This is a genomic window from Streptomyces kanamyceticus (genome assembly GCF_008704495.1).
GTDB lineage: Bacteria > Actinomycetota > Actinomycetes > Streptomycetales > Streptomycetaceae > Streptomyces > Streptomyces kanamyceticus.
The window spans coordinates 4,914,429-4,938,759 of the sequence record NZ_CP023699.1 but is presented as its reverse complement, the minus strand read 5'-3'; the positions used below and the strand labels follow the sequence as shown (position 1 = coordinate 4,938,759).

The following is a 24,331-nucleotide window of genomic DNA, read 5'->3' as shown; positions in this document are numbered from 1 at the left end:
TCGATTTACTCGGAAATCCAAGCAATCAGGTACTTGGAAATCCAAGCAAATTCGCAGGTCAGATGGGGTTTCACAGAATTGGGAAGCACTGGGTAACGTGCATTGAGCAGGGCGCTCGCCGGGGCACCTGTCACGCCTGTTCCCGGCCGAGTCGCACCCACCCCGTGCGCGGGCACGGACCAGGCGAGCCGCACTGGCCAGCCCGGTAATCCCGGGGGCCGGACCGACGGAGGAGCACACGTGACCGTGGAGAGCACCGCCGCGCGCAAACCGCGCCGCAGCAGTACGGGCGGCGGCAAGCGCGCAAGCACCAAGAAGGCCGCGCCGCAGAAGGGCGCCGAGCCCGAGCTCGTGCAGCTGCTGACCCCTGAGGGCAAGCGGGTCGAGAACGCCGAGTACGACGGGTACGTCGCCTCGATCACCCCCGAGGAACTGCGCGGTCTCTACCGCGACATGGTCCTCACCCGCCGCTTCGACGCCGAGGCCACCGCTCTGCAGCGCCAGGGCGAGCTGGGCCTGTGGGCCTCGCTGCTGGGCCAGGAGGCCGCCCAGATCGGCTCGGGGCGCGCCACCCGCGACGACGACTACGTGTTCCCCACGTACCGCGAGCACGGCGTCGCCTGGTGCCGCGGCGTCGACCCGACGAACCTGCTCGGCATGTTCCGCGGCGTGAACAACGGCGGCTGGGACCCGAACAGCAACAACTTCCACCTGTACACGATCGTCATCGGCTCACAGACGCTGCACGCCACCGGCTACGCGATGGGCGTGGCCAAGGACGGCGCGGACTCGGCCGTGATCGCGTACTTCGGAGACGGTGCCTCCAGCCAGGGTGACGTCGCCGAATCGTTCACCTTCTCCGCGGTCTACAACGCGCCCGTCGTGTTCTTCTGCCAGAACAACCAGTGGGCCATCTCCGAGCCGACCGAGCGCCAGACCCGGGTGCCGCTGTTCCAGCGCGCGCAGGGCTACGGCTTCCCCGGCGTACGGGTCGACGGCAACGACGTGCTCGCCGTGCTCGCCGTGACCCGGTGGGCCCTGGAGCGGGCGCGTACGGGCGAGGGCCCCGCGCTGATCGAGGCGTTCACGTACCGCATGGGCGCGCACACCACGTCCGACGACCCGACCAAGTACCGCAGGGACGAGGAGCGGGAGGCCTGGGAGGCCAAGGACCCGATCCTGCGCCTGCGCGCCTACCTGGAGTCCGAGGGCCACGCGGACGAGGCCTTCTTCGCGGAACTCGAGGACGAGAGCGAAGCGTTGGGCAAGCGAGTGCGAGAGGTGGTGCGGGCGATGCCGGATCCGGATCTGATGGCGATCTTCGAGAACGTGTACGCGGACGGGCACGCGCTCGTCGACGAGGAGCGCGCCCAGTTCGCCGCCTACCAGGCGTCGTTCGCGGACGGAGAGGGCAAGTAGCCATGGCCGTACAGAAGTTGCCCCTCGCCAAAGCGATCAACGAATCGCTGCGTACGGCGCTGGAGACCGACCCCAAGGTCCTGATCATGGGTGAGGACGTCGGCAAGCTCGGCGGCGTCTTCCGCGTGACGGACGGGCTGCAGAAGGACTTCGGCGAGGAGCGGGTCATCGACACCCCGCTCGCCGAGTCGGGCATCGTGGGCACGGCGATCGGCCTCGCGCTGCGCGGCTACCGGCCCGTGGTGGAGATCCAGTTCGACGGCTTCGTCTTCCCCGCGTACGACCAGATCGTCACGCAGCTCGCGAAGATGCACGCCCGCGCGCTCGGCAAGATCAAGATGCCGGTCGTCATCCGCATTCCGTACGGCGGCGGCATCGGCGCGGTCGAGCACCACAGCGAGTCGCCCGAGACGCTGTTCGCGCATGTGGCGGGCCTGAAGGTGGTCTCGCCCTCCAACTCGGCCGACGCGTACTGGATGATGCAGCAGGCCATCCAGAGCGACGACCCGGTGATCTTCTTCGAGCCGAAGCGGCGCTACTGGGACAAGTCCGAGGTCGACAAGGAAGCGATCCCCGGGCCGCTGCACAAGGCCGTCGTGGCGCGCCCCGGTTCGGACCTCACCCTCGCCGCGTACGGCCCGATGGTGAAGGTCTGCCTGGAGGCGGCCGCGGCCGCCGAGGAGGAGGGCAAGTCCCTCGAAGTCGTCGACCTGCGCTCGATGTCCCCGATCGACTTCGACGCGGTGCAGTCCTCGGTGGAGAAGACCCGCCGCCTGGTCGTCGTGCACGAGGCCCCGGTCTTCCTGGGCACCGGCGCGGAGATCGCGGCGCGCATCACCGAGCGGTGCTTCTACCACCTGGAGGCCCCGGTGCTCCGGGTCGGCGGCTATCACGCGCCGTACCCGCCCGCGCGCCTGGAGGAGGAGTACCTGCCGGGCCTTGACCGGGTGCTCGACGCCGTCGACCGCTCGCTTGCGTACTGAGGAGAGGGTCGTGACGACGATGACTGACACAGCTGCGGCCGAGTTCAAGATGCCGGACGTCGGTGAGGGGCTCACCGAGGCGGAGATCCTCAAGTGGTACGTGGCGGTGGGCGACACCGTCACCGACGGGCAGGTGGTGTGCGAGGTCGAGACGGCCAAGGCGGCCGTCGAACTGCCCATTCCGTTCAACGGGGTGGTGGCTGAGCTCCGGTTCCCGGAGGGGACGACGGTTGACGTCGGCCAGGTGATCATCACGGTCGACGTGGGTGGGGGTGCGCCTGCGGCGCAGGCTGAGCAGAGTGCCCCTGCGGAGGAGGATGCTCCTGCCGGGCGGCAGCCGGTGCTCGTGGGCTATGGAGTGGCCGAGTCCTCCACGAAGCGGCGGGCGCGGAAGGTCGGCTCTGCTGATGCTGCCGTCGCGACGCCGGAGACGGGGGTTGTGCCCCCCCGTCCCGCCGAGCGGGACAATGGCCCACAACAGGGCGGCGCACAACGGGAGATGCTGAACGGGCACGGTGGCGAACGCCCGCTCGCCAAGCCGCCCGTGCGCAAGCTCGCCAAGGACCTCGGGGTCGATCTGGCGACCGTCACGCCGTCCGGGCCCGACGGGATCATCACCCGCGAGGACGTGCACGCGGCGGTGGCCCCGGCGCCGGTCGCCGCACCCGAGCCGCAGGTGATCGAGGCGCCCGCTCCCGCCCCGGTGGTGAGCGGGGATGCCCGCGAGACCCGCATCCCCGTCAAGGGCGTGCGCAAGGCGACCGCTCAGGCGATGGTCACCTCGGCGTTCACCGCGCCGCACGTCACGGAGTTCGTGACGGTCGACGTGACGCGGACGATGAAGCTGGTCGAGGAGCTCAAGCAGGACCGGGCGTTCGAGGGGCTGCGGGTCAATCCGCTGCTGCTCATCTCCAAGGCCCTGCTCGTCGCGATCCGGCGGAACCCGGACGTCAACGCGGCCTGGGACGACGCGAATCAGGAGATCGTCCAGAAGCACTATGTGAATCTGGGCATCGCCGCGGCCACTCCGCGCGGTCTGATCGTGCCGAACATCAAGGACGCGCACGCCAAGACCCTGCCCGAACTGGCCGGTTCGCTCGGCGAGTTGGTCTCCACGGCCCGCGCGGGCAAGACCTCGCCCGGTGACATGCAGGGCGGCACGGTCACGATCACGAACGTCGGCGTCTTCGGCATCGACACGGGCACGCCGATCCTGAACCCCGGCGAGTCCGCGATCCTCGCGGTCGGCGCGATCAAGCTCCAGCCGTGGGTCCACAAGGGCAAGGTCAAGCCCCGTCAGGTGACCACGCTCGCGCTCTCCTTCGACCACCGCCTGGTGGACGGGGAGCTCGGCTCCAAGGTGCTCGCCGACGTGGCGGCGGTCCTTGAGCGCCCCAAGCGGCTCCTCACCTGGGCGTAGCCGCCCGTACGACGAAGGGGCCCGCCGCGGATCGCGCGGCGGGCCCCTTCGTCGTACGCGGGGTGAGTCAGACCTTGAAGCCGTAGTCCATCAGCTTCTTCGCGTCCTTGGTGCGGTTGGCCACGGAGGACGACGTGAGGACCGTGCCGATGACGGTCTTGCCGCTGCGCGTCGCCGCGAAGACCAGGCAGTACTTCGCCTCCGGGCCGGAGCCCGTCTTCACGCCGATGGCGCCGCGGTAGGAGCCGAGCAGGCCGTTCGTGTTCGACCACGACATGTAGCGGTAGCCGCCGCTCTTCGTCGTGACCTTCTGCTTCGTCGACTTCGTCTTCACGACCGAACGGAACGTGGAGTACTTCATCGAGCTGCTCGCGAGCTTCGTCAGGTCGCGCGGCGTCGAGTAGTTGCTGCCGTTCCCGATGCCGTCGAACGAATCGAAGTGGGTGTTCTTCAGGTTCAGGTTCTTGGCCGTCGTGTTCATCTGGCCGATGAAGTTCTTCACGCGCTTGGCGCGGGTGGAACCCTTGCCGAACTTGTCCGCCAGCGCGTACGCGGCGTCGCAGCCGGACGGCAGCATCAGACCGTAGAGGAGCTGGCGGACGGTGACCTTGTCACCGACGATCAGCCGCGCCGACGACGCGCTGTTCCTGACGATGTAGTCGCTGTAGGCCTTCTGGACCGTGACCTTGGAGTTCAGGTTCAGGTTCCGCTGGCCGAGCACCACGCGCGCCGTCATTATCTTCGTCGTGGAGCCGGTGGAACGGCGGGTGTCGGCGGCCTTGGTGAACAGGGTCTTGCCGGTGCCGTTGTTCATCACGAAGCCGCCCTTGGCGACGATCGACGGCTTCGGCGGTGCGGCCGCGTGGGCCGGGGTCGCGAGGGCGCCGCCGGCCAGTATCGCGCTCGCAGTCATCGCTACGACCGATACGCGCCGTACATCCTTAATGCCGGTTTTCAAGTTACCTACTCCAAATGCCCCTGGTTGGCGGCCACATGAAGGTGCCGCTCACACATAAGACGAGTGAGGGGGGTAAATGGATGTGCCGAGATGCCCGCCATGTGGACGAGTCTGTCGGCGTATACGTGTTGTATCTATGCTGTGCGCATGCCAGCAAGTACCCTCACCGCCGCCAAGCGGCCGCCCGCCGCCGAGCGCGTCTACGCACACGTCAAGCAAGCCGTCCTCGACCGTCGTTACGAGGGCGGCACGCTGCTCACCGAGGGCGAGCTCGCCGAGGCGGTGGGGGTGTCCCGCACCCCGGTGCGCGAGGCGCTGCTCAAGCTGGAGGTGGAGGGGCTGCTGCGGCTCTACCCCAAGAAGGGCGCCCTGGTCCTGCCGGTCTCCGCGCAGGAGATCGCCGACGTCGTCGAGACGCGGCTGCTCGTCGAGACGCACTCCGTGCGCAAGGCGGTGCCCGCCCCCGCCGGGCTGCTCGACCGGCTCGGCGAGCTCCTCGCCAAGCAGCGGGTGCAGGCCGCGGCGGGGGACCTCGCGGCGGCCGCCGTCACCGACCGGTGCTTCCACGCCGAGATCGTGCGCAGCGGCGGCAACGAGATCCTCTCGCGCCTCTACGACCAGCTGCGCGACCGGCAGCTGCGGATGGGCGTCGCCGTGATGCACTCGCACCCCGACCGGATCGCCAAGACGCTCACCGAGCACGAGGAGATCCTCGCCGCGCTCACCGCGGGCGACACCGAGGCCGCGGTGGCCGTGGTCACCCGGCACGTCGGCTGGTTCCAGAACCTCGCGAGGGGCGAGGTCCGATGAGCTCCGCCACCGCGCCCGTCTCCCTGCCCGGTGATCCCCCGGGCGGGAAGAAGGCCGTGCTCGTCTGGGGCATCGGCGTCGCCGTCTACTTCGTCGCCGTCATCTTCCGTACGTCCCTCGGGGTCGCGGGCCTGGACGCCGCCGACCGCTTCCACGTCAACGCGTCGGCCCTGTCGACCTTCTCGATCCTCCAGCTGCTCGTGTACGCGGGCATGCAGATACCCGTCGGCCTGATGGTCGACCGGCTCGGCACCAAGAAGGTGCTGACCATGGGCGTAGTCCTCTTCACGATCGGGCAGCTCGGCTTCGCGCTCTCCCCGACGTACGGAATGGCGCTCGCCTCCCGCGCCCTGCTCGGCTGCGGCGACGCGCTGACGTTCATCAGCGTCCTCAGGCTCGGCACCCGCTGGTTCCCGGCCCGGCGCGGCCCGCTCGTCGCGCAGCTCGCGGGCCTGGTGGGCATGGCGGGCAACCTCGTCTCCACCCTCGTCCTCGCCCGGCTGCTGCACTCGGTCGGCTGGACCGCCGCGTTCGCGGGCAGCTCGCTGTGCGGCGTCGTCGTCCTGGTCCTGATGACGCTCTTCCTCAAGGACCACCCCGAGGGGCACGAGCCGGAGCCCGTGCGGCACACCGGATCGGGTTTCGTACGGCAGCAGATCGCCCTGTCCTGGCGGGAGCCCGGCACCCGGCTCGGCCTGTGGGTGCACTTCACCACGCAGTTCCCCGCGATGGTCTTCCTGCTCCTGTGGGGCCTGCCCTTCCTCGTCGAGGCGCAGGGGCTCTCCCGGGCGACGGCCGGGGAACTGCTCACCCTGGTCGTGCTCTCCAACATGGCCGTCGGACTCCTGTACGGCCAGATCGTCGCCCGGCACCACGCCGCGCGCCTGCCGCTGGCGCTCGGCACCGTCGGCGCGACGGCGACGGCCTGGGCGGCCACGCTCGGCTACCCCGGCGAGCACGCGCCGATGTGGCTCCTCGTCGTCCTGTGCACCGTGCTCGGCGCGTGTGGTCCCGCCTCCATGATCGGCTTCGACTTCGCGCGGCCCGCGAACCCGCCGGAGCGCCAGGGCACGGCGTCCGGCATCACCAACATGGGCGGCTTCGTCGCCTCCATGACGACGCTGCTCGCCATCGGCATCCTGCTCGACGCGACGGACCAGAACTATCGCGTGGCGTTCTCCGCGGTGTTCGTGCTGGAGGCGGTCGGGCTCTGGCAGATCTTGCGCCTCAAGTCGCTCGCGGTGCGCAGGGAGCGGGAGCGGGTTGTCGCCAGCCGCGTGGAGGCTGTGCACGTGCCTGTCTGAGCCGGGTTTCGGGGGCTCTGCCCCCGGACCCCCGGTCCTCAAACGCCGGACGGGCTATCCCTCTTCTTACGGCGTCACCGCGAAGTTGCGCAGGATCGCGTCCGCCAGCTCGTGGTCGCCCTCTATCTTCACGCGGTCCGCCACCGACGCGTACGTCACGCGGCCGCAGGCGAGCTTGAAGTAGGTCTCCCAGTCGAGGCCGAGGGTGGCGAGCGGGCCGAGTGAGGGGGCGCTGTCGACGGTGGCCTTGCCCTCGGCGTCCACACGGACCGTGCGCAGGAACTCGACGGGGCCGCTGACGTCGAAGACGACCGCCGAATTCGGGGGCGCGCCCGCCTTCTTGGCGACGACCTTCGGCAGCCCCTGCAGCAGCAGGTCCCGGGCGACGAGGGCGCCGGGGGAGTCGAGGTTGCCGGGCTTCTTCAGCGTCGTGCGCAGGTCCTGCTCGTGCACCCAGACGTCGAAGGCCCGCATGCGGGTGGCCAGTTCGAGGGTCTGCTCGGTGCCGAGCGGGCCGCGGATCTTGTGGGAGGGGTCGCGCGACTCGTTCCGCAGCTGCCGCGAGCGGCGGATGATCGTGTACTCCAGCTCGGAGGTCATCTCGGGCGCCGTGTGGTGGCGGCGGACGTCGACCTGCATCTCCATGTACCGCTGACCCTCGGTCTGTACGTGGTACAGGTCGCGGGGCAGGGTGTGGATCGGACGGGGGTCGCCCAGCATCTCGCAGTCGAGGCCGATGACATGGGAGATGATGTCCCGCACCGACCAGCCGGGGCAGGGAGTGGCCCAACTCCACTCTCCCTCGGCGAGCGGGTTCACCAGCTCGGATATCGCTTCCACTGACTGGGTCCAGGCATCGGCGTAGGTTTGCAGGCTGGGATGGAGACTCACGGGACCCCTCGGCGGTCGTACGCGGGCGGTGGGTGTCTGAGACGCTAAGTTACGCTGCCCAGAGGCACCCCGGCAGTGCTTTCGTGTGACGATCGTAGGCCGTGTTGACGGCTCGAATGCCAGGACGGTGGTAGTGTGCGCGCCTCTCTGATCCAGATCGCCGTAGACGAGGGCGAATCGGTCAATTCCCGTAGGACACGCGTCTCTTCGCTGGTCCGCGAGGTCGCGGAACGGGAAGGTTCCGGCCTGGTTGTCCTGCCCGAGCTGTGGACCACGGGAGCCTTCGCGTACGAAGCGTTCGCGAGTGAGGCCGAGCCGCTCGAAGGCCCGACGTACGAGGCGATGGCGAAGGCCGCGAGCGACGCGGGCGTGTGGCTGCACGCCGGATCCATCCCCGAGCGGGACCCGGACGGACCGCTCTACAACACCTCCCTCGTCTTCTCCCCCGACGGCCAACTCGCCGCCGCCTACCGGAAGATCCACCGCTTCGGCTTCGACCAGGGCGAGGCCGTCATGATGGCCGCCGGGTCCGAACTGGCCACGGTGCGCACGACGGACACCACGCTCGGCCTGGCCACCTGCTACGACCTGCGTTTCCCGGAGCTCTTCAGGGGGCTCGTCGACGCGGGCGCCGAGATGTTCGTGGTGCCCGCGGGATGGCCCGCGCGGCGGCGCGAGCACTGGCGCCTGTTCGCCAGGGCGCGGGCGGTCGAGGACCAGGTGTACGTCCTGGCCTGCGGCACGGGCGGGACGCACGCGGGGGTCCCGCAGGCCGGGCACAGCGTCGTCGTCGACCCCTGGGGCGAGGTGCTCGCCGAGGCGGGGGACGGCGAGGAGGTGCTCACCGTCGATCTCGATCCGGCGAAGGTGGCCGAGACCAGGGAGCAGTTCCCCGCGCTCAAGGACCGTCTGCTCGGCCTGGCCGCGCCCCGCCGCTGACGGGGCGGGGGCGGGCGGCCCGGCGGGCGACGTGCTCAGTCCTCCCCGCGCTCCTTCTCGGCGAGCCGGATCACGCAGACCGTGACGGCGAGGAGCAGCGCGGGATCGGCGTCCTCGCGCACCACGTGCAGGCCGTACGTCTCGCGGACGCGGAACCAGCGGCGCGAGATGTCGGCGAGCAGTTCACCGTCGTACTCGATGGCGAACTCGCGGTCGAGGATCTTGCCGCTGACGTCGAGCGTCGTCGTGCCGTCCGCCAGCTCCACGCGGTAGTGGTTGCGCAGCAGAGAGAGCCGTTTGCGCTTCACCCTGGCCAGCGGTTCGCCCTCGCGCTCGATCACCATCGTGTCGCGCAGGGCGAGCAGCTTGGCGTGGATGTCGATCAGGACGCGGCCCTGCATGTCCTTCAGCTCGAAGGTGTCGCGCAGGCGCATCGCCTTGCCGTCGACGAAGAAGACCTTGCGGCCCTGGTCGTCCTCGATCCAGTAGTCGTCGCCGATGCCGAGCATGCGGTCGCGCACGAGAAGTTTCATGACGTCATGACTACCCCGATGACTACCCCGTACCGCCGCACATCGGACACGTCGGTGACTCGATGACTCGGCGGGTCAGTAGCCGCGCCGATCCTGCTCCGGTTCGACGACGGTGGTCCGGGCGACCGGCGGCACGGCCCGCCTGCGCCGCCTCCCTGGTGTAGTGGCTGCCGACGTCCCGGGTACCCGGGACGTCGGCAGCCACACAACGGAAGCGGTACTCAGCCCTCCAGGAACGCCACGAGCGCGTTGGCCAGCATGTGCGGGTCGTCGGCGCCGCACAGCTCGCGCACGCTGTGCATGGAGAGGATCGCGACACCGATGTCGACCGTCTTGATGCCGTGGCGCGCCGCGGTGATCGGGCCGATGGTGGTGCCGCACGGCATCGCGTTGTTCGAGACGAACGACTGGAAGGGCACGCCCGCCTTCTCGCACGCGGCGGCGAACACCGCGCGGCCCGCGCCGTCCGTGGCGTAACGGTTGTTCACGTTGACCTTGAGGATCGGGCCGCCGTTGGCGCGCGGGTGGTGCGTCGGGTCGTGCCGCTCCGCGTAGTTGGGGTGCACGGCGTGGCCGGTGTCGGAGGAGAGGCAGACGGTCCCGGCGAAGGCCCGCGCCCGGTCCTCGTACGTACCGCCGCGCGCGAACACGGACCGCTCCAGGACGGTGCCGAGCAGCGGGCCGTCGGCGCCGGTGTCGGACTGCGAGCCGTTCTCCTCGTGGTCGAAGGCGGCGAGCACGGGGATGTACGGGAGGTCCTCCTGGGCGGCGACGGCGGCGAGGGCGGCCGTGGCGGCGTGCACGGACAGGAGGTTGTCCATGCGGGGGCCCGCGACCAGTTCGCGGTCGCGGCCGAGGAAGGCGGGCGGCTCGACGGAGTACGTCATGAGGTCCCAGCCGGTGACGTCGCCCTCTCCGAGTCCGGTCTCCTCCTCCAGGAAGCGGATCAGATCGCCCTCGTGGACGTCGTCGCCGAGTCCCCAGATGGGCTGCATGTGCTTCTGCTTGTCGAGCTTGAGACCGTCGGTGTGCACGGAACGGTCCATGTGGATGGCCAGTTGGGGCACCCGGAGCAGCGGCCGGTCGATGTTCACGAGCCGCGAGGTGCCGTCGCGCAGCGAGAGCCGCCCGGCCAGGCCGAGGTCCCGGTCGAGCCAGGAGTTGAGCAGCGGTCCGCCGTAGATCTCGACCGCGACCTGGCGCCAGCCGTGCGCGCCGGTGTCGGGCTGCGGCTTCACGCGCAGGTTCGGGGAGTCGGTGTGCGCGCCGACGATCCGGAAGGGAGTGTTCGCCGCGGCACCCTCGGGGACGAACCAGGCGACGACGGCGCCGCCCCGCAGCACGTACTTCCCGCCACTGGTGCCGTCCCAGGCGTCGGTCTCCTCGACCTGCCGGAAACCGGCCTTCTCCAGCCGCTCGGCGGCGCTCGCCACGGCGTGGTACGGCGAGGGGCTCGCGGCGAGGAAGGACATGAGGTCTTCGGTGTGGCCGCGGTCGAAGGGCCCGGAGGGTGTGCGCATGGCTGCCAGCCTAATGGGAACGGTGTTCGGGTGGCTGGGCGATCAGAGGCGGTCGATCTCGGTGAGGTCGATGTCGATCGTGAACGGCACGGCGAGCTTGAGCCGGTCGTGGTGGACGCCGGAGCAGGCGTAGGCGCCGGTGTGCGGGTCGAGCTCGTAGGTATGGACGGCGGGCCGGTCGTTCTCGTCCATCCTGACCAGCCAGTAGTGCCGGATGCCCGCCGTGGCGTACTTGCGGGGCTTGGTGTCCTGGTCGCGGTCCTCGGAGTCGGGGGAGACGACTTCTACGGCGAGGAGGACGTCCTCGGCCTGGTAGCGGGTCTGGGTCTGGTCGGCGTCGGCCTCCGCGGCCACGACCACGAGGTCCGGCTCGGGCGCCTGCTTGCGGCCGAGGACGACGGCCATCTCGCGGCGCACGCGCAGGTGCTCCGGAATGGTGGCGCGCAGACCTTGCTCCAAGAGGAACATCGCCAGTGTGTGGAACTTGCGCTGCGGACTCACGAAGACCAGGCTCCCGTCGATCAACTCGGTGTGCGGCGGGAGGTCGAGGGTGAAGAAGTCGTCCGTGGTGTAGCCGTCCTGTGGCGGCATCGGCCACGCCGAACCATCGGGCTGGAGCGCGTGCTGCGCGTCGGTTCGGGGCTCGGCGGTCATGGTTCCTCCCATGGGCGGGATTCTCGGCCGTTCCGTCAGCGTACCCAGGGCGTACGACAATGCCGCCACCCGAAAGGATCAGGTAGCGGCATCGCGCTGACGTGCGAGAGAAATCTGGTCGAATCGGGTCGGACTAGAACGCCGCCTCGTCCAGCTCCATCAGGTCCAGCTCCACGCCCTCGGCGAGCTTGCGCTCGCCGGCGACGCCCGGCAGGACGTTCGTGGCGAAGAACTTGGCTGCCGCGATCTTGCCCTCGTAGAAGGGCACGTCCTTGCTGGAGGCCGTCTCCAGCTTCTCCGTGGCGACCGCGGCGCCGCGCAGGAGCAGGTAGCCGACGACGACGTCGCCCGAGGCCATCAGGAGGCGCGTGGTGTTCAGGCCCACCTTGTAGATGGACTTCACGTCCTGCTCCGTGGCCGCGAGGTCGGTCAGCATGACGCCGACGATGGCCTCCAGCTCGACCGCGGCCTTGGCCAGCTCCTCACGGGCGCCGGCAAGGGCCTCGCCGCCCGTGCCGACCGCGAGGAACTTCTTGATCTCCTCGGCGAGGCCGTTCAGCGCGGCGCCCTGGTTGCGGACGATCTTCCGGAAGAAGTAGTCCTGGCCCTGGATCGCCGTGGTGCCCTCGTAGAGGGTGTCGATCTTGGCGTCCCGGATGTACTGCTCGATCGGGTACTCCTGGAGGTACCCCGAGCCGCCGAACGTCTGGAGCGACTGCGCCAGCTGCTCGTAGGACTTCTCCGAGCCGTAGCCCTTGACGATGGGCAGCAGGAGGTCGTTCAGGGCGATCAGCGCCGACGCGTCCTCGCCCGCCGCCTCCTTGATCTGGATGTCGTCCTGGACGGCCGCGGTGTGCAGGACCAGGGCGCGCATGCCCTCGGCGTACGCCTTCTGCGTCATCAGCGAGCGGCGCACGTCCGGGTGGTGAGTGATCGTCACCTTGGGCGCGGTCTTGTCCATGAACTGGGCCAGGTCCGGGCCCTGCACGCGCTCCTTGGCGTACTCCAGGGCGTTCAGGTAACCCGTCGAGAGCGTCGCGATGGCCTTCGTGCCGACCATCATGCGGGCGAACTCGATGATCATGAACATCTGGCGGATGCCGTCGTGCTTGTCACCGATCAGCCAGCCCTTGGCGGGGTGCTGGTCGCCGAACGTCATCTCGCACGTGTTGGACGCCTTGAGGCCCATCTTGTGCTCGACGTTGGTCGCGTAGACGCCGTTGCGCTCGCCGAGCTCGCCGGTCTCCCAGTCGAACTCGTACTTCGGTACGAGGAAGAGCGAGAGGCCCTTCGTGCCGGGGCCGTGGCCCTCGGGGCGGGCGAGGACGTAGTGGAGGATGTTCTCCGACATGTCGTGCTCACCGGACGTGATGAAGCGCTTCACGCCCTCGATGTGCCAGGAGCCGTCCTCCTGCTGCACGGCCTTGGTGCGGCCCGCGCCCACGTCCGACCCTGCGTCCGGCTCGGTCAGGACCATCGTGGAGCCCCACTGCTTCTCGACGGCGATCGAGGCGACCTTCTTCTGCGCCTCGTTGCCCTCTTCGAAGAGGATGCCCGCGAACGCGGGACCGGAGGAGTACATCCAGATCGCCGGGTTCGCGCCGAGCAGCAGCTCCGCGTACGCCCAGATCAGGGAGCGCGGCGAGGTGGTGCCGCCGATCTCCTCGGGCAGGCCGAGGCGCCAGTACTCGGAGTCCATGAAGGCCTGGTAGCTCTTCTTGAACGTGGCGGGGACCGGTGCGGTGTTGGTCTCCGGGTCGAAGACCGGCGGGTTGCGGTCGGCGTCCTCGAAGGACTCCGCCAGCTCGTTCTCGGCGAGGCGGCGCAGCTCGTCGAGGACGGTCTTGGCGGTGTCGACGTCCATCTCCGCGAACGGGCCGGTGCCGTACAGCTTGTCGCGCCCGAGCACCTCGAAGAGGTTGAACTCGATGTCGCGGAGATTCGACTTGTAGTGGCCCATGGCGAAGGCTCCGTAAGCAGGAAAGGGATGAATACCAGCAAGTAGCTACGATGATGCTACCCGCCGGTAATAAGATGCAACCCCTAATAGGTCATCTGTGACTCAGTACTCTTGCGGGCATGTACGGCTACGACCAGAACCCCGGCGCCCAGCAGCAGTACGCTCCGCCGGGCGCGCAGCCGCCGCCGCAGCAGATGCAGGGCATGCCCGGCGGTGGCTACGGCCAGCAGCCTCCCCTCTACCCCGAGCCCTCGCCGCCGTCCCTCGCGGACGCGGTGCGCGCGTTCACCACGGGCTCGATGGCCGCCGAGGACTTCCAGCAGGCCTTCGCCACCTCGAAGGTCTACTGCCCGCGCGGCGACAACCCCGGCTTCCTCGCGCTGCACAACACCCAGCAGCCCGTGATCCCGATGTTCACCTCGCTCAAGGAGCTGCGGCGGTACGCGGGCAAGGACTCCAAGTACTTCGTGATCACCGGCGCGGAGGTCATCGACCTCCTGCCGACGGGGTACGGGTTCGTCCTCGACATGGAGGGCGAGCACCGGATGGTCTTCGACGCGAAGGCCGTGGAGCAGATGGTGGACTTCGCCATGCGGCGTATGTACGGCTAGGGCCTGACGGGTTCCTGCTGCTCGGCCTTCGGCCTTGCTCCCTGCTCTCGTTCGCTGCCGCGGGCCCGTCGTGGCTTGTCGCGCAGTTCCCCGCGCCCCTTACGGGGCCGCCTCGTGGCTCGTAGATCGTTTTCAGTCATGTCTGAAGCCCGGAGGGAATTCCCTCCGGGCTTCCTTCGTTCCAAGTGGCAGAAAGTTCTACGTTCAACTAAAGTGAGTCCACGAGGAGGTACCGACCATGCCTGCAGTGACTGTCGAGAACCCGCTGACCCTGCCCCGGGTGGTGGCCCCGGCCGATGCCACGGCGCGCCCCGTGCTCGCCGTGACCACCGCGCCGAGCGGCTTCGAGGGCGAGGGGTTCCCGGTGCGCCGGGCCTTCGCGGGAATCAATTACAAGCACCTCGACCCGTTCATCATGATGGACCAGATGGGCGAGGTGGAGTACGAGGCCGGAGAGCCCAAGGGCACGCCCTGGCACCCGCACCGGGGCTTCGAGACGGTCACGTACCTGATCGACGGCACCTTCATCCACCAGGACTCCAACGGTGGCGGCGGCACCATCCAGAACGGCGACACCCAGTGGATGACGGCGGGTTCAGGCCTGTTGCACATCGAGGCGCCGCCGGAGTCCCTCGTCCAGTCCGGCGGGCTCTTCCACGGCCTCCAGCTGTGGGTGAACCTGCCCGCGAGGGACAAGATGATGGACCCCCGCTACCAGGACATCCGCGGCGGCCAGGTCCAGCTGCTCACCACCCCCGACGGCGGCGCGCTGCTCCGCGTCATCGCCGGTGAGCTCGACGGACACCAGGGTCCCGGCATCACGCACACGCCGATCACGATGATCCACGCGACCGTGCGGCCCGGCGCCGAGGTGACGCTGCCCTGGCGCGAGGACTTCAACGGACTCGCGTACGTCCTGGCAGGACGAGGCACCGTCGGTGCCGAGCGCCGTCCGGTGCACATGGGGCAGACCGCGGTCTTCGGCGCGGGCTCCTCGCTGACCGTCCGCGCGGACGAGCGGCAGGACGCGCACGCCCCCGACCTGGAGGTGGTGCTCCTCGGCGGGCAGCCGATCCGGGAGCCGATGGCGCACTACGGCCCGTTCGTGATGAACACCAGGGCCGAACTGGAGCAGGCCTTCGAGGACTTCCAGAAGGGTCTGCTCGGCACGGTCCCGGCCGTTCACGGCATGTAGCCGTACATGTCCACGGCAGGTAGCCGTACATAAGGTGCGGGCTCCGCGCCGCCGTGCTCGGGTAGGAGGGTGAGCACCCTGCTGCCCGAGCCCGCGCGCCGCACCGCCGCCTGGTGCGTGGTCGCCCTCCTGGTCACCGGCGTGGCCGCCGTGGGGATCTGGCTCTGCGTCACCCTGAAGACGGCGGTCACCCCGGTCCTCCTCGCGCTGCTCGGCACCGCGCTCCTTGGCCCGCTCTACCGGCGCCTGGTCCGCATGAAGGTGCAGCGCTCCCTCGCCGCGGGGCTCACCTGCGCGGCCGTCGTCGCCGTCGTCGGCGGGGCCACCTACGTCGTGGTCAAGGCCCTGATCGACAGCGGAGACCAGATCATCGCCTCGCTCAAGCAGGCCGCCACCGACCTGTCGAAGTACTTCGGGGCGGCCGGGACCTCGCTCGACGACATGGCGTCCAACGCCAAGGAACTCTTCGGCAAGTTCGGCGGGACCGCCGCGTCCGGAGTGATCAGCGGGCTCAGCACCGTCGGCGAGATGATGGCGATGGCCGTCCTCGCGCTGCTCCTCGTCTTCTTCTTCCTGCGCGACTCGCAGCGCGCCATGGGCGCGCTGCGCTCGCTCGCCCCCGGCGGCAGCGCCGACACCATCGAGGCCATGGCGCGCCGCGCCTTCGAGGCCATCGAGGGCTTCATGCGGGGGACCACGATCATCGCGTTCATCGACGCCATCTGCATCACCGTGGGGCTGCTCGTCCTGCGGGTGCCCGGCGCCTGGGGGCTCGGCGCGCTCGTGTTCGTCGGCGCCTACATCCCCTACCTCGGGGCGTTCCTGTCCGGCGCGGTCGCCATCCTGGTCGCCCTAGCCGACCGGGGCTTCGTCATCGCGCTCTGGGCGCTCGGCGTGGTCCTCGCCGTGCAGGTGCTCGAAGGTCACGTCCTCCAGCCGATGATCCAGAGCCGTACGGTGCAGATGCATCCGGCGCTGGTGATGCTGGCGATCACGGCGGGGGCGTCGGTCGCCGGGATCCTCGGCATGCTCCTCGCGGTGCCGCTGACGGCGGCGGCGTTCGGGATCTTCTCCGAACTGCGGGACCGCTACGCCCCGTAAGGGGCGCGGGGAACTGCGCGACCAGCCACGAACCACCCGCGCTTTCCTACTCCGCCCCACCGCCGGAGGCATCTTCGTAGAGCTCGAACCAGATGCTCTTGCCGTCGCCGCGCGGGTCCACGCCCCACGCCCCCGCGAGCAGCTCCATCAGGACCAACCCGCGCCCGGACGAGGCGAGTTCGCCCGGTCTGCGCTTGTGCGGCAGGTCGTCGCTGCCGTCCGCGACCTCGGCGCGCAGGCGGCGGGCGCCGGGCTCGCCGGTGACCTCGGCGACCAGGAGCGCGTCGCCGTCGGTGTGCACGAGGACGTTGGTGAGCATCTCCGAGACCATCAGGACGGCGGAGTCGACCTGGTCGGCGTCCGCCCAGTCGTGCAGCAGGTCCCGCAGGTGGCGGCGGGCGCCCGCGACGCGCTCGGGCTCGGCCTGGGCGACGGTCAGGACCGTGCGGCGGGCGTCCGTGTGCTGCTCGGTACGGCCCGTCCTGCTCAGCAGGAGCACGGCTATGTCGTCCTCGCGCCGGTCGGCGAGCGGGCCCGTGGTGTGGTGCGAGGAAGGGCCGTGCACGGCCTGCACGAGGGTGTCGGCGAGCCGCTCCAGGCCCTCGCCGTCGCCGGTCGCGCCCTCCTCCTCGTACTCCTCCAGGATCGCCCTGATCCGCGCCCAGCCGCTGTCGAGGTCGTGGCCGCCGGTCTCGATGAGGCCGTCGGTGCAGATCAGCATGGTCTCGCCGGACTCCAGGACGAGGCGGGTCGTCGGGTAGTCGGCGTCCGGGTCGATGCCGAGCGGCAGGCCGCCCGCGGTGGGGCGGAGCAGGACCGTTCCGTCACTCATGCGTATGGCGGGTTCCGGGTGGCCCGCGCGGGCCATCTCCAGGACGCCGGTGGTGGGGTCCGCCTCTACGTACAGGCAGGTCGCGAAGCGCGGGTCGTACGCGGTGGCCGCGTCCGTGCCGCTGCCGCTCGACCCGTAGGCGATGGACTCCGTGATCCCGGAGAGGAAGCGCGTCGCCCGGGAGAGCACCGCGTCCGGGCGGTGCCCCTCGGAGGCGTACGCGCGCAGGGCGATCCGCAGCTGGCCCATCAGGCCCGCGGCGCGCACGTCGTGGCCCTGCACGTCGCCGATGACGAAGGCGATGCGGCCGTTGGGCAGCGGGATCATGTCGTACCAGTCGCCGCCCACCTGGAGGCCGCCGCCGGTCGGCACGTAGCGCGCGGCCACGCTCATGCCGGGGATCTTCGGGCCGAGCGTCGGCAGCATGGAGCGCTGCAGGCCCTCCGTCAGCTCCCGCTCGGACTCCGCGACCCCGGCCCGCGAGAGGGCCTGCGCCAGCATCCGCGCGACCGTCGTCAGGACGGAGCGCTCGTCGGGCGTGAACGAGACGGGGTACGTGAACGCGGCCATCCACGCGCCCATCGTGCGGCCCGCGACGGTCAGCGGCAGGAACGCCCAGGACTGCCGCTCGAAGCGGCTGGCCAGCGGCCAGGCCGCGGGATAGCGCCTGCGGTAGTCCTCCGGCGTGGAGAGATAGACGGCCCGTCCGGTGCGGACCACCTCGGCGGCCGGGTAGTCGGTGTCCAGCGGCATCGCGGAGAAGGGGCCGTCGTCGCCGGGCTGGTGGCCGTGGTGCCCGATGATCGTCAGGCGCTCGCCCGCGACGCCGAAGACCGCGAGGCCGTCCGGCGAGAACCCCGGCATGGAGAGCCCCGCGGCGACCCGGAGGACCTCCTCCGTGGACCGCGCCTCGGCGAGCGCGCGCCCCGCGTCGAGCAGGAACGCCTCCCGGGAGCGGCGCCAGTCGCCGGTGACGGGCGTGCGGGCGGCGGTGCCGGGGGCGGGCTCGGTGACTTCCTGGAGGGTGCCGATCAGTTCGTACGCCTCGGTGGCGTCATGCAGGACGGGCTTGGAGCGGCTGCGGACGGTGCGCAGGACCCGGCGCCCCGTGTCGTCCATGATCCGGAGGCGGGCCTCGGCGAGGGTGCCCTCGGCGACGGCGAGCTGGACGGTGCCGTAGATCTCGTTCCAGTCGACCGGGTGGAAGCGGGAGCGCACGCCCGCCTCGCTGAGCGTCTGGGCGTGCGCGGGCAGGCCGAGCAGCCGGGCGGCCTCGGCGTCGAGCGTGACGGTCCCGGTTGCGTTGTCCCAGCGCCACAGTCCGGTCGCGATGGCGGCCAGGACGTCCCGCACGGGAGGCAGGGAGTCGTCCCCCACCGGTAGGAGGGGATCGTCGGTGCGCATTGACCCACTTTAGGAAGATGTACAGGCAAGGCGCCACCGAGCCCTGTCGTTCCCGGGCCCCGGGAGGGTGGCGCCCGCGAATATCCGGAAACCGATCTTCGACCGGACGGTAGCCTTGGGGAGGTCTGCTCTCTCCCCTATTCGCGAAGACTGGATGAACGACGATGCATCGGTACAGGTCCCACACCTGCGGCGAGCTCCGCGCCTCTGACGTCGGCACCGACGTCCGGCTGAGCGGCTGGCTGCACAATCGCCGAGACCTGGGCGGCATTCTGTTCATCGATCTCCGCGATCACTACGGAATCACGCAGCTGGTGGCCCGCCCGGGCACCAAGGCCGCCGAGGTCCTGGACAAGCTGTCCAAGGAGACGGTCGTCCGGGTCGACGGCAAGGTCGTCTCGCGCGGCACGGACAACGTGAACCCGGAGCTGCCGACCGGCGAGGTCGAGATCGAGGCGAGCGAGGTCGAGGTGCTCGGCGCCGCGGCCCCCCTCCCCTTCACGATCAACGCCGAGGACGGCGTGAACGAGGAGCGGCGCCTGGAGTACCGCTTCCTGGACCTGCGCCGCGAGCGCATGCACCGCAACATCATGCTGCGGTCGTCCGTGATCGCTTCGATCCGTTCGAAGATGGTCGCCCTCGGGTTCAACGAGATGGCCACGCCGATCCTCACGGCGACCTCGCCCGAGGGCGCGCGTGACTTCGTGGTCCCCTCCCGCCTGAACCCCGGCAAGTTCTACGCGCTGCCGCAGGCCCCTCAGCAGTTCAAGCAGCTGCTCATGATCTCGGGCTTCGACCGCTACTTCCAGATCGCGCCGTGCTTCCGCGACGAGGACGCGCGCGCGGACCGCTCGCCGGGCGAGTTCTACCAGCTCGACGTCGAGATGAGCTTCGTGGAGCAGGAAGACGTCTTCCAGCCCATCGAGAAGCTGATGACCGAGCTCTTCACGGAGTTCGGCGGCGGCCGCGAGGTCACCTCGCCCTTCCCGCGCATCCCGTTCCGCGAGTCGATGCTGAAGTACGGCAACGACAAGCCCGACCTGCGCGCGAAGCTCGAACTGACCGACATCACGGACATCTTCGAGGGCTCGGAGTTCAAGGCGTTCGCGGGCAAGCACGTGCGCGCGCTGCCCGTGCCGGACACGGCCTCGCAGTCCCGCAAGTTCTTCGACGGCCTCGGTGACTACGCGGTCGAGCAGGGCGCGAAGGGCCTGGCCTGGGTGCGCGTCGCCGAGGACGGTTCGCTGACGGGCCCGATCGCCAAGTTCCTGACCGAGGCCAACGTCGAGGAGCTGACCAAGCGCCTCTCGCTGGCCCCGGGTCACGCCGTCTTCTTCGGCGCGGGCGAGTTCGACGAGGTCTCGAAGATCATGAGCGCTGTGCGCGTCGAGGCCGCCAAGCGCGCCGGGCACTTCGAAGAGGGCGTCTTCCGCTTCTGCTGGATCGTCGACTTCCCGATGTACGAGAAGGACGAGGAGACGGGTCGCATCGACTTCTCCCACAACCCCTTCTCGATGCCCCAGGGCGGCATGAAGGACCTGGAGGAGAAGGACCCCCTCGACATCCTCGCCTGGCAGTACGACATCGTGTGCAACGGCATCGAGCTGTCCTCCGGCGCGATCCGCAACCACGAGCCCGACGTCATGCTCAAGGCCTTCGAGATCGCGGGCTACGACGCGGAGACCGTCGAGCACGAGTTCAAGGGCATGCTCAAGGCGTTCCGCCTCGGCGCCCCGCCGCACGGTGGCATCGCGCCCGGCGTCGACCGCATCGTCATGCTCCTCGCGGACGAGCCGAACATCCGCGAGACGATCTCCTTCCCGCTCAACGGGAACGCGCAGGACCTGATGATGGGCGCGCCGACGGAGCTGGAGGAGACGCGGCTGCGTGAGCTGAACATTTCTCTGCGTAAGCCTGCGGTGCAGAAGCCTGCGGCGCAGTAGCGGATGTGTGTGAGGCCCCCCGGAACTTGGTGTTCCGGGGGGCCTTCGCGTGTCTGGGCTTCTTTTCTGCTGCGCGTGCGTTGTGGCTGGGCGCGCAGTTCCTCGCGCCCCTTGCGGAGTTCCCCGCGCCCCTAGAAGATTGCGCAGTTCCTCGCGCCCCTAGAAGACTGCGCAGTTCCTCGCGCCCCTAGAAGATTGCGCAGTTCCCCGCGCCCCTAGAAGATTGCGCAGTTCCTCGCGCCCCTAGAAGATTGCGCAGTTCCTCGCGCCCCTGACGGGGCTCGGGTGCTCAAGCCGCCTGTGTAGGGGTGGACTTGGCTTCCGCTTCTGCCCATTCCGTTACCAGGCGTTCGTACACGAGGCGTTCGTCGGGGCGGAGGCGGCCGCCTGCGCCCAGCCAGAGCGCACGGATCTCCTCGTTGACCTCGTCGGCGGTGCGTCGCCGGTCGGGGGAGGGAGTCGTGGCCATGTGGTGAAGCTTACGTAGGAGAGTGTGAAGGCGCCGTCAATTTGCGCTGCCTCTCCGCATGACTTAGCTCACCGTGATCCATTTTCGGGTTTCAACTGGCCGAAAGTCGTACGGTCAGACCGTCGAGGACCCGCTGGAGGCCGTAGTCGAAGGTCTCGTCGCGCGCCTTCTCCGGATCCCGCATCCGCGGGTCGCCCTCGCCTTCGCCCCGCAGGCTCTCCGCGAACTCCCGCTCGGTCTTGCCGCTGCGCGCGATCAGTGACAGGTACGCGGCCTCGCTGGTGGCCATCCCGATGATGTACGAGATGACGGTGCTCATCGCCTGCTCGGTCTCGTCGGCGGGGAAGCCCGCCGTCGCGTACACGGCGGTCATCCGCTCGGACATCCTCGTCACGTTCGGGCCGAGGTGGATCAGGCCGACCTGGCCGAGCACCGAGGCGACCCAGGGGTGCCGCAGGATCATCGCGCGCAGGCTGTACGCGCTGTGGACGGAGGCCGCCCGCCAGCGCTTCCCGTCGTCGGCGGCGGGCACGTCGAGCTCGCCGTAGACCTCGTCGACGACCAGCTCGATGAGCTCGTCCTTGTTGGCGACGTGCCGGTAGAGGGAGGTGGCGCCCGCGTCGAGGCGGGTGCCGAGCTTGCGCATGCTCAGCGCCTCCAGGCCGTCCGCGTCGAGGAGTCGGACGGCCTCGGCGACGATCTGCTCGCGGCTCAGCTGCTCGCGCTGGCGGCGCGGGCGGGTCCAGACCGAGGCGATCTCGGGGGCATCGGACTTCTGGCCGGGCTTCGGATCGGGCTTCGGATCGGGCTTCTGAGCGGCGGGCATGGCGGACCTCCTGGTGGTGTGCGACTGTCCCCCGTTCCACGGTAGCGCACAGCGTTCGCATCTTGCGTACGGCGATCCTTGTGCGTACAGTGTTCGCAAGACGAGAACGACGTACGCATCGCTACTGATCGCTACTGATCGTGGAGGAACCCATGTCGGAGAAGAAGTTCGAACTCGCCCGCTGGCAGGCCCGGTTCGACGAGCTGCGTGCCGCGCACCACGTCCCGGGCGCCGCGCTCGCGGTCCTCGTCGACGGGGAGATCCACGAGCTGGCGAGCGGCGTGCTGCACGCCGGGACCGGTGTGGAGGTGACCACGGACTCGGTGTTCCAGTCCGGCTCGATCGCCAAGATCTATACGTCGACGCTGATCATGCGCCTCGCCGACGAGGGGCAACTGGACCTGGACGCGCCGGTGAAGGAGATACTCCCCGAGTTCGAGACGGCCGACGAGGAGGCCACGCGGACCATCACCACCCGTCAACTCCTCTCCCACACCAGCGGGTTGACCTGCGACTTCACCTATGACGCCGGGCGCGGCGACGACTGTCTGGAGCGCTACGTCGAGGCCGCGAAGGGCGTGGCCATGGACTGCGGCCCCGGCACCGCGATCTCCTACAGCAGCCTCGGCTACAACGTCCTCGGCCGGATCATCGAGGTGCTGACGGGGACGACCTGGGACCAGGCCCTGAAGGAGCGCCTCTTCGAGCCGCTCGGCCTGGAGCGCTCCATGACGCTGCCCGAGGAGGCCCTCTCGTACCGCGTCGCGATGAGCCACCTCGGCGATCCTGGCCAGTACCCGGAACCGGCCCCCGCCTGGGACCTGATGCCGCGCTCCGCGGGCCCTTACGGCCGGGTCATCGTCTCCGCCGGTGACGTGGCGCGGCTGGCCAGGATGCACCTCGACGGCGGTACGGCGGCCGACGGCACCCGGATCCTGTCGGCGGACGCCGTCGAGGAGATGCGGCGCCGCGTGGTCGACGTGCCCGACAAGTGGACGGTCAGCTCGGACGGTTGGGGCCTCGGCTGGACCCTCTACGACTGGGACGGCGTCACGGGCTACGGCCACGACGGCGCGGCGATCGGTCAGTACGGCTATCTGCGCGTGGTCCCCCACGCGGGCGTGGCCGTCGTACTGCTCACCAACGGTGGTGGGGCGCGCGAGCTGTACGGAGCGCTCTTCCGCGAGCTGCTCGGCACGTTCGCCGACGTGCGGATGCCGGACGCCTTCGAGCCGCCCGCGCAGCCGCCCGTCGTGGACTTCTCGCGCCACGTCGGCCGTTACGAGCGCGCGGGCGTCGTCATCACCGTCTCCGAGCCGGACGGCGCGCCCCACCTCGTCTACGAGTTCGTGGACGGCATGAAGGACTTCTCGCCCGCGCTCGACGTGGACCTCCACCCCGTGACCGAGTCCGTGTACGCGGGGACCGGCGCGGGTCCATCCTTCAGCGAGGGTTACATGCCGGTGGTCTTCGCGACCCTGAGCGACGGCACGGAGTGCTGCTACGTCGGGATGCGGGTCGCGCCGAAGGTGGCGTGAGCGCTCCGGTGAGCGCTCCGGTGGTCGGCGCGGGCGGCTCTATCTGCTCTATCTACCTGGCTCTCAGCCCTTCTTGAGCAGTTCCACCGCCCAGGAGAAGCTGTCCGCGCCGTGTCCCGCCTCGACCACGCGCCGGAAGACGTCGTGCACCGCCGCGGGGAACGCGGTGTCCACGCCCGCGTCCGACGCCGTGTGGACGACGTGCTCCATGCTGGCCAGGCCCATCGAGGCGCGGTCGACGTCGCCCGCGTGGTTGTCCGCGTCGATCCGGGCCGCGTAGAAGTCGATGAAGTGGCCCATGCCGGTGAAGTTCTCGGTGACGTACGGAGCGATCTCCCCGGCCGAGATGCCGTGTGCGCCCGCCACGGCGACGGCCTGCCAGTAGGCGACCATCGCGGGCCAGAAGATGAACATGTTGAGCTGGTACATCAGCGCCGCGAGGCCCTGGTCGGGGCCACGGTAGTCGGACTTGCCGGTGATGACCTCAAGGGTGGCGCGGTACGTGTCGTACGTCTCGCGCGGCCCGCTGTAGAACGTCGACGTGTCCGGCGTGCCGATCAGCGGCGGCGGGCACAGGACCCCGCCGGTGAGGTGGGTGCCGCCGAGTTCGGTCACCCAGCGGGCGCCCGCCCGCGCCTTCTCCGGGGTGTCCGAGCTGAGGTTGACCAGGGTGCGGCCCGCGACGGCGTCCTTGGCGGGTTCGAGGATCGCGTACATCGCGTCGAAGTCGGTCAGGCTCAGGATCACCAACTCATTGGCGGACAGGGCCTGTTCGACGGTGGGGGCGAGGGTGGCGCCGCGCGCCACGAGGGCGTCGGCGCGGGACGGGGTGCGGTTCCAGAGGGTGACGTCGTAGCCCCGGTCGAGGTAGGCGGCGGCCATGGCCTGGCCCATGGGGCCGAGGCCGATGAGGGTGAGGGACTGCGAGGTACGAGGCATGAGTAGCTCCAAGTGGCTTCTAGAACGATCGCTCTATCTAGTGCGTGGTGAGAACGTAGCACGTCGCTAGAACGAACGCTCT

21 protein-coding genes are annotated in these 24,331 nt (G+C 69.6%); 11 read left to right on the top strand and 10 right to left on the bottom strand.

Translation table 11 applies throughout. The features are described from left to right. Positions 1 to 240: 240 nt before the first annotated feature. Genes pdhA through CP970_RS20840 form a run of 3 tightly spaced genes read left to right on the top strand, consistent with a single transcriptional unit; the run spans position 241 to position 3,822 of the window. On the top strand, positions 241 to 1,419 hold the full coding sequence (pdhA, locus tag CP970_RS20850; RefSeq protein ID WP_150493683.1) for a pyruvate dehydrogenase (acetyl-transferring) E1 component subunit alpha: 1,179 nt from the start codon (positions 241 to 243) through the stop codon (positions 1,417 to 1,419). Between the two features lie 2 nt (positions 1,420 to 1,421). After that, positions 1,422 to 2,402, top strand: coding sequence for an alpha-ketoacid dehydrogenase subunit beta (locus tag CP970_RS20845; protein WP_150493681.1), 981 nt, complete (start codon positions 1,422 to 1,424; stop codon positions 2,400 to 2,402). 10 nt (positions 2,403 to 2,412) lie between these two features. Next, entirely contained in the window at positions 2,413 to 3,822 is a 1,410-nt protein-coding gene (locus CP970_RS20840; protein WP_191094937.1) for a dihydrolipoamide acetyltransferase family protein, read from the top strand. 67 nt (positions 3,823 to 3,889) lie between these two features. Here CP970_RS20840 and CP970_RS20835 read toward each other — a convergent pair whose 3' ends face one another. After that, complete coding sequence (locus CP970_RS20835) at positions 3,890 to 4,735, bottom strand: D-alanyl-D-alanine carboxypeptidase family protein (RefSeq protein ID WP_055551154.1); 846 nt, start codon at positions 4,733 to 4,735, stop codon at positions 3,890 to 3,892. 192 nt (positions 4,736 to 4,927) lie between these two features. Here CP970_RS20835 and CP970_RS20830 point away from each other — a divergent pair, with 192 nt between their 5' ends. Both CP970_RS20830 and CP970_RS20825 read left to right on the top strand, forming a co-directional pair. Continuing rightward, complete coding sequence (locus CP970_RS20830; RefSeq protein WP_055551198.1) at positions 4,928 to 5,590, top strand: GntR family transcriptional regulator; 663 nt, start codon at positions 4,928 to 4,930, stop codon at positions 5,588 to 5,590. Further along, a complete protein-coding gene (locus CP970_RS20825) occupies positions 5,587 to 6,894 on the top strand; it encodes an MFS transporter (protein WP_055551156.1) in 1,308 nt (435 codons plus the stop codon). Before CP970_RS20830 ends, CP970_RS20825 begins: the two co-directional genes overlap by 4 nt. Positions 6,895 to 6,960: 66 nt before the next feature. On the opposite strand, the gene CP970_RS20820 is transcribed toward CP970_RS20825, so the two are convergent. Further along, entirely contained in the window at positions 6,961 to 7,785 is an 825-nt protein-coding gene (locus CP970_RS20820) for a maleylpyruvate isomerase family mycothiol-dependent enzyme (RefSeq protein WP_055551158.1), read from the bottom strand. 135 nt (positions 7,786 to 7,920) lie between these two features. Between CP970_RS20820 and CP970_RS20815 the strand changes: the two genes are divergently transcribed. Beyond that, positions 7,921 to 8,724 (top strand): carbon-nitrogen family hydrolase, encoded by an 804-nt coding sequence (locus tag CP970_RS20815; RefSeq protein ID WP_055551160.1) that lies wholly within the window; start codon positions 7,921 to 7,923, stop codon positions 8,722 to 8,724. 35 nt (positions 8,725 to 8,759) lie between these two features. Here the strand turns inward: CP970_RS20815 and CP970_RS20810 are convergent, their stop codons facing one another. The 4 genes from CP970_RS20810 to CP970_RS20795 all read right to left on the bottom strand — a co-directional run bounded on the left by CP970_RS20810 (position 8,760) and on the right by CP970_RS20795 (position 13,391). Beyond that, positions 8,760 to 9,257 (bottom strand): LURP-one-related/scramblase family protein, encoded by a 498-nt coding sequence (locus CP970_RS20810; protein WP_055551162.1) that lies wholly within the window; start codon positions 9,255 to 9,257, stop codon positions 8,760 to 8,762. Positions 9,258 to 9,478: 221 nt separating this feature from the next. Next, entirely contained in the window at positions 9,479 to 10,777 is a 1,299-nt protein-coding gene (locus CP970_RS20805) for a M18 family aminopeptidase (RefSeq protein ID WP_055551164.1), read from the bottom strand. Positions 10,778 to 10,819: 42 nt separating this feature from the next. Then, positions 10,820 to 11,443 (bottom strand): Uma2 family endonuclease, encoded by a 624-nt coding sequence (locus CP970_RS20800; protein ID WP_079043751.1) that lies wholly within the window; start codon positions 11,441 to 11,443, stop codon positions 10,820 to 10,822. 121 nt (positions 11,444 to 11,564) lie between these two features. Next, positions 11,565 to 13,391, bottom strand: a complete 1,827-nt coding sequence (locus CP970_RS20795) for an acyl-CoA dehydrogenase (protein ID WP_055551168.1) — start codon at positions 13,389 to 13,391, stop codon at positions 11,565 to 11,567. Positions 13,392 to 13,510: 119 nt separating this feature from the next. Here CP970_RS20795 and CP970_RS20790 point away from each other — a divergent pair, with 119 nt between their 5' ends. The 3 genes from CP970_RS20790 to CP970_RS20780 all read left to right on the top strand — a co-directional run bounded on the left by CP970_RS20790 (position 13,511) and on the right by CP970_RS20780 (position 16,298). Continuing rightward, positions 13,511 to 14,002: an SseB family protein gene (locus CP970_RS20790; protein WP_055551170.1), complete on the top strand. Its 492-nt coding sequence runs from the start codon at positions 13,511 to 13,513 to the stop codon at positions 14,000 to 14,002. Positions 14,003 to 14,240: 238 nt separating this feature from the next. After that, entirely contained in the window at positions 14,241 to 15,197 is a 957-nt protein-coding gene (locus CP970_RS20785) for a pirin family protein (RefSeq protein WP_055551172.1), read from the top strand. Between the two features lie 69 nt (positions 15,198 to 15,266). Next, complete coding sequence (locus CP970_RS20780) at positions 15,267 to 16,298, top strand: AI-2E family transporter (protein ID WP_055551173.1); 1,032 nt, start codon at positions 15,267 to 15,269, stop codon at positions 16,296 to 16,298. Positions 16,299 to 16,344: 46 nt separating this feature from the next. Here CP970_RS20780 and CP970_RS20775 read toward each other — a convergent pair whose 3' ends face one another. Next, positions 16,345 to 18,534, bottom strand: a complete 2,190-nt coding sequence (locus CP970_RS20775; RefSeq protein WP_055551175.1) for an ATP-binding SpoIIE family protein phosphatase — start codon at positions 18,532 to 18,534, stop codon at positions 16,345 to 16,347. Between the two features lie 164 nt (positions 18,535 to 18,698). Here CP970_RS20775 and aspS point away from each other — a divergent pair, with 164 nt between their 5' ends. Beyond that, a complete protein-coding gene (aspS, locus tag CP970_RS20770) occupies positions 18,699 to 20,477 on the top strand; it encodes an aspartate--tRNA ligase (protein WP_055551177.1) in 1,779 nt (592 codons plus the stop codon). A gap of 289 nt (positions 20,478 to 20,766) precedes the next feature. Here aspS and CP970_RS20765 read toward each other — a convergent pair whose 3' ends face one another. Both CP970_RS20765 and CP970_RS20760 read right to left on the bottom strand, forming a co-directional pair. Next, entirely contained in the window at positions 20,767 to 20,946 is a 180-nt protein-coding gene (locus tag CP970_RS20765) for a hypothetical protein (RefSeq protein WP_079043752.1), read from the bottom strand. 91 nt (positions 20,947 to 21,037) lie between these two features. After that, positions 21,038 to 21,772 carry a TetR/AcrR family transcriptional regulator gene (locus CP970_RS20760; protein WP_055551179.1) on the bottom strand — a complete coding sequence of 245 codons (735 nt, stop codon included), beginning with the start codon at positions 21,770 to 21,772 and terminating at the stop codon, positions 21,038 to 21,040. Between the two features lie 152 nt (positions 21,773 to 21,924). Between CP970_RS20760 and CP970_RS20755 the strand changes: the two genes are divergently transcribed. Further along, the gene (locus tag CP970_RS20755; RefSeq protein WP_055551181.1) at positions 21,925 to 23,310 is read left to right on the top strand and encodes a serine hydrolase domain-containing protein; all 1,386 of its coding nucleotides are present in this window, start codon (positions 21,925 to 21,927) and stop codon (positions 23,308 to 23,310) included. A gap of 63 nt (positions 23,311 to 23,373) precedes the next feature. Here the strand turns inward: CP970_RS20755 and CP970_RS20750 are convergent, their stop codons facing one another. Further along, positions 23,374 to 24,249 (bottom strand): NAD(P)-dependent oxidoreductase, encoded by an 876-nt coding sequence (locus CP970_RS20750; protein ID WP_055551183.1) that lies wholly within the window; start codon positions 24,247 to 24,249, stop codon positions 23,374 to 23,376. Positions 24,250 to 24,331: the final 82 nt, after the last annotated feature.

Excerpts from the sequence above, each read along its gene's own strand:
- CP970_RS20790 (WP_055551170.1), top strand. The coding sequence starts at position 13,511 with ATGTACGGCTACGACCAGAACCCCGGCGCCCAGCAGCAGTACGCTCCG.
- CP970_RS20810 (WP_055551162.1), bottom strand. The coding sequence starts at position 9,257 with ATGAAACTTCTCGTGCGCGACCGCATGCTCGGCATCGGCGACGACTAC.
- CP970_RS20845 (WP_150493681.1), top strand. The coding sequence starts at position 1,422 with ATGGCCGTACAGAAGTTGCCCCTCGCCAAAGCGATCAACGAATCGCTG.
- CP970_RS20775 (WP_055551175.1), bottom strand. The coding sequence starts at position 18,534 with ATGCGCACCGACGATCCCCTCCTACCGGTGGGGGACGACTCCCTGCCT.
- CP970_RS20750 (WP_055551183.1), bottom strand. The coding sequence starts at position 24,249 with ATGCCTCGTACCTCGCAGTCCCTCACCCTCATCGGCCTCGGCCCCATG.
- CP970_RS20835 (WP_055551154.1), bottom strand. The coding sequence starts at position 4,735 with ATGACTGCGAGCGCGATACTGGCCGGCGGCGCCCTCGCGACCCCGGCC.
- CP970_RS20830 (WP_055551198.1), top strand. The coding sequence starts at position 4,928 with ATGCCAGCAAGTACCCTCACCGCCGCCAAGCGGCCGCCCGCCGCCGAG.
- CP970_RS20800 (WP_079043751.1), bottom strand. The coding sequence starts at position 11,443 with ATGGGAGGAACCATGACCGCCGAGCCCCGAACCGACGCGCAGCACGCG.
- CP970_RS20765 (WP_079043752.1), bottom strand. The coding sequence starts at position 20,946 with ATGGCCACGACTCCCTCCCCCGACCGGCGACGCACCGCCGACGAGGTC.
- CP970_RS20755 (WP_055551181.1), top strand. The coding sequence starts at position 21,925 with ATGTCGGAGAAGAAGTTCGAACTCGCCCGCTGGCAGGCCCGGTTCGAC.
- CP970_RS20795 (WP_055551168.1), bottom strand. The coding sequence starts at position 13,391 with ATGGGCCACTACAAGTCGAATCTCCGCGACATCGAGTTCAACCTCTTC.
- CP970_RS20785 (WP_055551172.1), top strand. The coding sequence starts at position 14,241 with ATGCCTGCAGTGACTGTCGAGAACCCGCTGACCCTGCCCCGGGTGGTG.
- CP970_RS20760 (WP_055551179.1), bottom strand. The coding sequence starts at position 21,772 with ATGCCCGCCGCTCAGAAGCCCGATCCGAAGCCCGATCCGAAGCCCGGC.
- aspS (WP_055551177.1), top strand. The coding sequence starts at position 18,699 with ATGCATCGGTACAGGTCCCACACCTGCGGCGAGCTCCGCGCCTCTGAC.
- CP970_RS20825 (WP_055551156.1), top strand. The coding sequence starts at position 5,587 with ATGAGCTCCGCCACCGCGCCCGTCTCCCTGCCCGGTGATCCCCCGGGC.
- CP970_RS20805 (WP_055551164.1), bottom strand. The coding sequence starts at position 10,777 with ATGCGCACACCCTCCGGGCCCTTCGACCGCGGCCACACCGAAGACCTC.